Source organism: Mesorhizobium sp. M8A.F.Ca.ET.021.01.1.1 (genome assembly GCF_003998025.1).
Lineage (GTDB): Bacteria > Pseudomonadota > Alphaproteobacteria > Rhizobiales > Rhizobiaceae > Mesorhizobium.
In genome coordinates this window covers 1-8,039 of the sequence record NZ_RZSJ01000258.1, presented here as the reverse complement: position 1 = coordinate 8,039, position 8,039 = coordinate 1, and the positions used below count along the sequence as shown (strand labels likewise).

6 protein-coding genes are annotated in these 8,039 nt (G+C 61.9%); all 6 read left to right on the top strand.

All coding sequences use genetic code 11. The features are described from left to right. Nucleotides 1–141 precede the first annotated feature (141 nt). Nucleotides 142–960 (top strand): N-formylglutamate amidohydrolase, encoded by an 819-nt coding sequence (locus EOA36_RS19810; protein WP_127279067.1) that lies wholly within the window; start codon nt 142–144, stop codon nt 958–960. Nucleotides 961–982: 22 nt separating this feature from the next. Beyond that, nucleotides 983–2,524, top strand: coding sequence for an amino acid permease (locus tag EOA36_RS19805; protein WP_127279066.1), 1,542 nt, complete (start codon nt 983–985; stop codon nt 2,522–2,524). Between the two features lie 94 nt (nt 2,525–2,618). Next, the gene (locus tag EOA36_RS19800; RefSeq protein WP_127279065.1) at nt 2,619–3,989 is read left to right on the top strand and encodes a glutamine synthetase family protein; all 1,371 of its coding nucleotides are present in this window, start codon (nt 2,619–2,621) and stop codon (nt 3,987–3,989) included. Nucleotides 3,990–4,161: 172 nt separating this feature from the next. Next, complete coding sequence (locus tag EOA36_RS19795; protein ID WP_127279064.1) at nt 4,162–5,550, top strand: aldehyde dehydrogenase family protein; 1,389 nt, start codon at nt 4,162–4,164, stop codon at nt 5,548–5,550. Nucleotides 5,551–5,566: 16 nt separating this feature from the next. Beyond that, the gene (locus EOA36_RS19790; RefSeq protein ID WP_127279063.1) at nt 5,567–6,739 is read left to right on the top strand and encodes an iron-containing alcohol dehydrogenase; all 1,173 of its coding nucleotides are present in this window, start codon (nt 5,567–5,569) and stop codon (nt 6,737–6,739) included. Between the two features lie 243 nt (nt 6,740–6,982). After that, nucleotides 6,983–8,039, top strand: a 1,057-nt coding sequence (locus tag EOA36_RS19785) for an ABC transporter substrate-binding protein (RefSeq protein WP_145969228.1), incomplete at its 3' end; no start/stop codon positions are given.

Here is an 8,039-nt window from a genome sequence, read left to right as displayed (position 1 = left end):
TCCCCACCCTTGGCCCGGCCGATGGTCTTTTCCCCAGATCGCATTTGACAAAGCCGGACAAACTGTATGAAATCATCCGTAGGGACGCAATGAGGCAAAATACGTAACATACGATACAGCGCTCCCCGGGGACGGCAGAGTATGGAGAAAGCACGGCCCGCCAGCCTTGCATCGTCTGATACCGTGGGGGTGACCAATCCCGGCGGATCGAGCCCCTTCGTACTGACCTGCGACCACGCTTCCAATTTCCTGCCGGCCGAATTCGGCACGCTCGGCCTCGCAGCCGAGGACCTGTCGCGCCACATCGCCTGGGATCCCGGCGCGCTGCCGGTTGCGCTGCGCATGGCGCGGGCGCTCGATGCGACGCTGGTCGAAACCCGCATTTCGCGGTTGATCATCGACTGCAACCGGCCGCTCGATGCGCCGGACCTGGTGCCGCCGGTCAGCGAAACCACAGCCATACCGGGGAATGCAGGCCTTTCGGACAAGCAGCGTGCGCAGCGCGTCGCCTTGTCATGGCAGCCATTCCACGACACGATTGCGGGAATTATCGAAGACAGGCTGGCGCGCGGCCAGGAGACCCGGCTAGTCTCCGTGCATTCCTTCACGCCGGTTTACAAGGGCCGCAACCGGCCGTGGCATATCGGCATCATCCATGACGAGGATCGCCGGTTGGCGGCGCCGCTGATCGGCGCACTGCAGCGGCTTGCCGGCGTCACCGTCGGCGTCAACGAACCCTATTCGCCTGCCGACCGCGTCTATTTCACGCTCGAACGGCATGCGCGCTCGCGCGGGTTGTCCTGCGCGATGATCGAAATCCGCAACGATGAAATCTCCGGCGAAACCGGGCAGCGGAAATGGGCGGATTTGCTTGCGGGCATTTTTTTGAATCTGGAGCCAGAGGAGGCCAAGGGCTCTCGACGAAGCGCAGTCGGAAAGTCAGTTCAATCGGCCAGCTAAGAACCAAGAGGGGAATTCTGACATGACAACACCTGATCACTCCGACAAGTCGGAGGACACAAAAATCCTTCACAGTATGGGTTACGCCCAGGAATTGGCTCGCCGCATGAGCGGCTTCTCCAACTTCGCCATTTCCTTCTCGATTATCTGCATCCTGGCGGGCGGCATTACGTCTTTCCCGCTGGCGATGGCCACCGGCAGTGGTTTCGAGGCGACCATCGGCTGGCTCATCGGGGGCGTCTTCGCCCTTGTCGTCGCTGCTTCGCTGGGCCAGATCGGCTCGGCCTATCCTACCGCCGGCGGCCTCTATCACTGGTCGTCGATCCTGGGCGGTCGCGGCTGGGGCTGGGCCACGGCCTGGATCAACCTGCTCGGCCTGATCTTCGTGGTCGCCTCGGTGAATGTCGGCGTCTACCTGCTGTTTCAAGGGCTCGTCGCAGGTCCGATCTTCGGCTGGGACACATCGACCTGGGGCTTCTGGCAGCAGACGGTGGCTGTCGTGATCATTACCGTCACCCAAGGTCTGTTCAATCATCTCGGCATCAAGACGACAACGAGATTGACCGATTTTTCCGGCTACCTCATCCTCGTCGTTGCGGTTGTGCTGACGCTGACCTTCCTGATCTGGGGCGCGCATGGTTTCGACCTTTCGCGACTGACGACCTTCGTCAACACGACCGGCGATCTCGGGGGCGGCTATGTTCCGACGGCCCGCACGGCGCTGGTGGCCTTCCTGATCGGCCTTCTCTACCCGCTTTACACGATCACCGGCTTCGACGCCTCGGCGCACACTGCCGAGGAGACACACAATGCCCGCGTTGCGGTGCCCAGGGGCATGATCCACGCGGTCCTCTGGTCTCTCGTCTTCGGTTTCGTCATGGCGGTCTCCTTCGTCCTTGCGAGCCCCGATCTCGTGGCGACCGCCAAGGACGGCGGCAATGCCTGGTTCAACCTGTTCAACAATCTGCCGGCGCCAACCTGGCTCAAGGCTCTGCTCGGCATCGCCATCGTGCTGTCGAACTATCTGTGCGCGCTGGCCGGCCTCACTTCGACATCGCGTATGATCTTCGCCTTTTCGCGTGACGGGGGTCTGCCGGGGTCGTCTTTGTGGAAGCAGGTTTCGCCGACCTGGCGCACGCCAGTTCCGGCTATCTGGCTCGGCGTCGTGCTGTCGATCGCCGCCACGCTCTATTCGCCGGCTTTCGCGGCGCTTGCAGCCGGCTGCGCTCTCTTCCTCTACGTCTCCTATGCCATGCCGATCGCAGCCGGACTTCTTGCGGAAGGAAAGAGCTGGACCGAATTCGGACCATTCCGGCTCGGCATCTGGTCAAAGCCGTTCGCCATCATCACCGTGCTTGGTGTCCTGGTGTTGATGTATGCCGGCATCCAGCCGCCCTTCGACATCCTGATCAATTATGCGATTGGGTTGATCATTCTGCTCGTCGTCTTGTGGTTCGCCGTTGAAAATCGCCGCTTCCAGGGGCCGCCCATTGGCGAGGCGGCACTCGCCAAGCGCAGGGCGACCATCGCAGCCGCTGAAAAGGCCGTCGGCGAATCCGCCTAAACAGCCAATCAAACCGTGGCGGGTTCGCTCGCCACGGTTTTTTCCCGTTCAATATGACAAGCCCGAAACGACCAAGCGCTGGAGTGCCAAAGGAATGGCCGGAAATTTCTCGTTCGATCAGTTGAAGAAAGCGGTCTCCAATGGCGAGATCGACACGGTGCTGGCATGCATCGTCGACATGCAGGGCCGACTGGCGGGAAAACGATTCCTGGCGCAGTACTTCGTCGATTCCGCACATGACGAAACGCATGGCTGCAACTATCTGCTGGCGGCCGATATCGATATGGAGCCGGTGCCGGGCTACAAGGCGGCAAGCTGGTCGAAGGGCTATGGCGATTTCGTCATGAAGCCGGACCTTGCGACGCTGCGGCGTATTCCCTGGCTGGAAAAGACGGCGCTGGTGATCTGCGACGTGCTCGACCACCATACCCATGACGACCTTCCGCACTCGCCGCGCGCCATATTGAAGAAGCAGGTGAAGCGGCTGACGGAGCGTGGCTATATCGGCTATTTCGCTTCCGAGCTCGAATTCTACCTGTTCAACGAGACCTACGATTCCGCCCGCAAGAAGCACTGGCAAGGTCTCGACACCGCGTCGCCCTATATCGGCGACTACCAGATCGGCATCACCACCAAGGAAGAAGGCGTCATGCGCCGGCTTCGCAACGAGATGGAAGCCGCCGGCATTCCGATCGAGAATTCCAAGGGCGAGTGGGGTCCGGGCCAGGAAGAGATCAACGTGCGTTATGCCGAAGCGCTCGACATGGCCGACCGCCACGTCATCCTGAAGAACGGCGCCAAGGAGATCGCCGAGTCCGAAGGCAAGGCGATCTCCTTCATGTCGAAGTACAATTACGGCCTCGCCGGCAATTCCAGCCACATCCACAATTCGCTGTGGAGCGCCGACGGCAAGACGCCGCTGTTCTTCGACAGACAAGCCGACTGGACCTTGTCGACACTCGGCCAGCAATGGGCGGCCGGACAGTTGAAGTATGCGAAGGAATTCACCTGGTTCCTGGCGCCCTACATCAATTCCTACAAGCGCTTCCAGGCCGGCACCTTCGCACCGACCAAGATCATGTGGAGCGAGGACAACCGCACCGCCGGCTTCCGCCTGTGCGGCGAGGGCACCAAGGGCATCCGCATGGAATGCCGCATCGGCGGCGCCGACCTCAATCCTTATCTGGCTTTCGCCGCACTGATCGCCGCCGGCCTTGCCGGCATCGACGAGAAGCTTGAGCTGCAGAAGCCGTTCGTCGGCGATGCCTACCAGGCCTCGCGCCTGCCGGAGATCCCGAAGACGCTGCGCGACGCCACCGACACGCTGGCCAAGTCGAAAATGCTGAAACAGGCGCTCGGCGAGGATGTGCTGGAGCACTACGTCCACACGGCCAAGTGGGAGCAGTTCGAATACGACCGCCGCATTACGGATTGGGAGCTGCACAGAGGGTTCGAGCGGTACTAGATTGCCACGACGTTAGAGCCGTCCCTCACCCTTACCCTCTCCCCGTGAAGAACGGTGAGAGAGGGATGCCAGCGCTGGAGCGTTTCCCTTCTCCCCGTCGCTACACGGGGAGAAGGGGCAGCGCCAAGCCATGTGATTTTTCGATTGTTACAGAAGTGCGAGGACTTAAACGATGACCGAAACGGTCAAACTGAAATCTCCCATCGACGGCTCGATCTATGCCGAGCGTCCGGTCGCGACGGACCAGGCGATCAATGCCGCGGTCGAGCGTGCCAAGGCGGCGCAGGAGAAGTGGGCGCAGACGCCGATCGTCGAGCGCGGCAAGTACATGCTGGCGATGCTCGAAGCGCTGGTTGCGAAATCAGACGAGATCGTGCCGGAGATCGCCTGGCAGATGGGGCGTCCGGTTCGGTATGGCGGCGAGTTCGGCGGCGTCAAGGAGCGCACCACCTATATGGTCGAGATCGCCGAGGCGGCGCTGAAATCCGTGCCGGCTTCCAATCCCAAGGACGGCTTCCGCCGCTATGTGAAGAAGGATCCGCTCGGCGTGGTCATGGTGATCGCGCCATGGAACTATCCCTATCTCACAGCCGTCAACACCATCGTGCCGGCACTGATGGCCGGCAATGCCGTCATCCTGAAACATGCGGCGCAGACATTGCTGGTCGGCGAGCGCTTCCAACAGGCTTTCGACAAGGCCGGGCTGCCCAAGGGCGTGTTCCAGAACGTCGTTCTCAATCACGCCCAGACCGAAAAACTGCTGGGTTCGGGCAAGATCGACCATGTCAATTTCACCGGATCGGTCGCCGGCGGCCGCGCCATTGAAACGGCGGCGGCAGGCACCTTGATGACGCTTGGCCTCGAGCTCGGCGGCAAGGACCCGGCCTATGTGCTGGCCGATGCCAAGATGGACCACGCCGTGGCCAATCTGGTCGACGGCGCCTTCTACAACTCAGGCCAATGCTGCTGCGGCATCGAACGCGTATATGTGCACGAGAAGGTCTATGACGAATTCGTCGAAGGCTTTATCGCCGAGACGAAGAACTACGTCGTCGGCAATCCGCTCGACCAGACGACGACGATGGGGCCGATGGCGCAGGCGCGTTTTGCCGACCTGATCCGCGAGCAGAAGGCCGAGGCGCTGCGCAAGGGTGCGGTGGCGCACATCAACATGAAGGTGGCCAACGACCAGCCCGGCTCGCCCTATCTGGCGCCCGAGGTGCTGACCGGAGTCGACCACCAGATGAGCGTCATGCGCGAGGAAAGTTTTGGCCCGATCGTCGGCATCATGAAAGTGCGCAACGACGAGGAGGCGATCGCGCTGATGAACGACAGCGCCTATGGGCTGACCGCCTCGATCTGGACACGCGACACCGAGCACGCGGTGGCGATCGGCGACCGGGTCGAGACCGGCACGGTGTTCATGAACCGCTGCGACTATCTCGATCCGGCGCTGGTCTGGACCGGCGTCAAGGACACCGGCAAGGGCGCCGGGCTGTCGGCCATCGGCTACGACAATCTGACGAGGCCGAAATCATTTCATCTGCGTGAAGCCATCTAATTTTCGAAAGACAAAAATGTCCAAGCTCATCTCCAAATGGAACTACCCCACCACAGTCCGCTTCGGCGCTGGCCGCATCAAGGAACTGCCGGAGGTGCTGGCGGCCACCGGCATCAAGCGGCCGCTCTTCGTCACCGATCCGGGGCTGGCCAAGCTGCCGGTCGTCGCCACGACGCTCAGGATTCTCGACGACGCCAAGGTGCCCTATGGCGTGTTCTCCGAGGTGAAGCCGAACCCGGTGGACTCCAACCTCACCGCCGGCATTGCGGTGTTCAAGAAGGGCAAGCATGACGGCGTCATCGCTTTCGGCGGCGGCTCGGCGCTCGACCTCGGCAAGCTGATCGCCTTTCAGGCCGGTCAAGTCAGGCCGGTTTGGGACTTCGAGGATGTCGGCGACTGGTGGACGCGCGCCAATTCCGACGCCATCGCTCCGATCATCGCGGTGCCGACCACGGCTGGCACCGGCTCGGAGGTCGGACGCGCTGGTGTCATCACCAACGAGGAGACGCATACCAAGAAGGTCATCTTCCATCCGAAGTTATTGCCGGCGATCGTGATCGCCGATCCGGAGCTGTCGGTCGGCATGCCTTCTTTCATCACCGCCGGCACCGGCATGGATGCACTCGCCCATTGCCTCGAGGCCTATTGCGCGCCGGGCTATCATCCGATGGCTGACGGCATCGCGGTCGAAGGTGTGCGCCTAGTCTTCGAAAACCTGCCGAAGGCCTATGCCAATGGCAAGGACCTTGTCGCCCGCGCCCATATGATGAGCGCGGCGGCCATGGGCGCCGCGGCCTTCCAGAAGGGGCTGGGCGCCATCCACTCACTGTCTCATCCGATCGGCGCGCTCTACGACACCCATCACGGCATGACCAACGCCGTGTTCATGCCCTATGTGCTGGCCTTCAACCGCGACTCCATCGAGGAGCGTATTGCCCGGCTCGCCGCCTATTGCGGCATCAAGGGCGGTTTCGACGGCTTCGCCAAGGCTGTCATCAAGCTGCGCAAGGAATTGAAGGTGCCGCACGCACTGCCGGGCCTGATCAAGGGGCTCGACATGGACAAGAAGCGCAAGGGACTGATCGCCGACATGGCGGTGGTCGATCCGACGGCCGGCGGCAACCCGGTCAAGCTGACCAAGAAGGCCGCGCTGACACTGCTCGAAAACGCCATCGCCGGGACGGTCTGAGGCCGGTTCCGGGGGGCGGAAGTTGATCGGGAAACGAGGGGAAAGGAAAGGGGAAGGGGCGAAAGACGGGCGGATTAATGATTAGCCGGAAAATTAAGTGATGGCTAATTGCTACAGCCTGTTAAAAAGAGTTAACTTTTGGCGCTGCTGACGGCTGGTTTCACAAAGCTTTCATCTGGCTGTCACACGAAAACGATACCGCATCGCAGGCGTCCAACGGCGCCAGTTCAACGGAGAGAACACATGTTCAAATTCACGGGGAAGGTGCTTTCCCTTTCGGCCGCGACCCTGATGGTGTCGTCGGTGATTTCGTCCGCGGCTTCGCTGGACGATCTCGTCAAGGCCGCGAAGGCTGAAGGCCAGCTCACCACCATCGCGCTGCCGCATGACTGGTGCGGCTACGGCGACGTTATCGCCGGCTTCAAAGCGAAGTATCCGGAAATCACCATCAACGAACTCAACCCCGATGCCGGCTCCGGCGACGAGGTCGAGGCGATCAAGGCCAACAAGGACAATAAGGGCCCGCAGGCTCCCGACGTCATCGACGTCGGCCTGTCCTTCGGCCCGACCGCCAAGGCGGACGGCCTGCTGATGCCTTACAAGGTGTCGACCTGGGACTCGATCCCGGACAGCGCCAAGGATGCCGATGGAGCCTGGTACGGCGACTATTACGGCGTGCTCGCCTTCGAAGTGAACAAGGATCTGGTCAAGGAAGCTCCGACGGACTGGGCCGACCTGCTGAAGCCGGAATTCGCCAACTCGGTGGCGCTTGCCGGTGATCCGCGCGCTTCGAACCAGGCCATCCAGGCCGTCTACGCCGCCGGCCTTTCCGGTGGTGCGGCAGCTGGTGAAGCCGCGGGCACGGCTGGCCTGGACTTCTTCAAGAAGCTCAACGCCGCCGGCAATTTCGTGCCGGTCATCGGCAAGACGGCGACGCTCGCCCAAGGCCAGACGCCGATCCTCGTAACCTGGGACTACAACGCGCTTTCGGGCCGCGACACGCTGAAGGGCAATCCGCCCGTCGACGTCATCGTGCCGAAGACCGGCGTCGTCGCCGGTGTGTACGTGCAGGCGATCAGCGCCTATGCGCCGCATCCGAACGCCGCCAAGCTGTGGATGGAATATCTCTATTCCGACGAAGGCCAGATCGGCTGGCTGAAGGGCTATTGCCACCCGATCCGCTTCAACGATCTCGCCAAGAACGGCAAGATCCCGGCCGACGTGCTGGCCAAGCTGCCGCCGGCTGAATCATATGCGGCGGCCGTGTTCCCGACGCTGGACGAGCAGGGCAAGGCCAAGG

Bases quoted from the DNA above. Each gene is read 5' to 3' on its own strand.
- EOA36_RS19810 (WP_127279067.1), top strand. From the start codon at position 142: ATGGAGAAAGCACGGCCCGCCAGCCTTGCATCGTCTGATACCGTGGGG.
- EOA36_RS19800 (WP_127279065.1), top strand. From the start codon at position 2,619: ATGGCCGGAAATTTCTCGTTCGATCAGTTGAAGAAAGCGGTCTCCAAT.
- EOA36_RS19790 (WP_127279063.1), top strand. From the start codon at position 5,567: ATGTCCAAGCTCATCTCCAAATGGAACTACCCCACCACAGTCCGCTTC.
- EOA36_RS19805 (WP_127279066.1), top strand. From the start codon at position 983: ATGACAACACCTGATCACTCCGACAAGTCGGAGGACACAAAAATCCTT.
- EOA36_RS19795 (WP_127279064.1), top strand. From the start codon at position 4,162: ATGACCGAAACGGTCAAACTGAAATCTCCCATCGACGGCTCGATCTAT.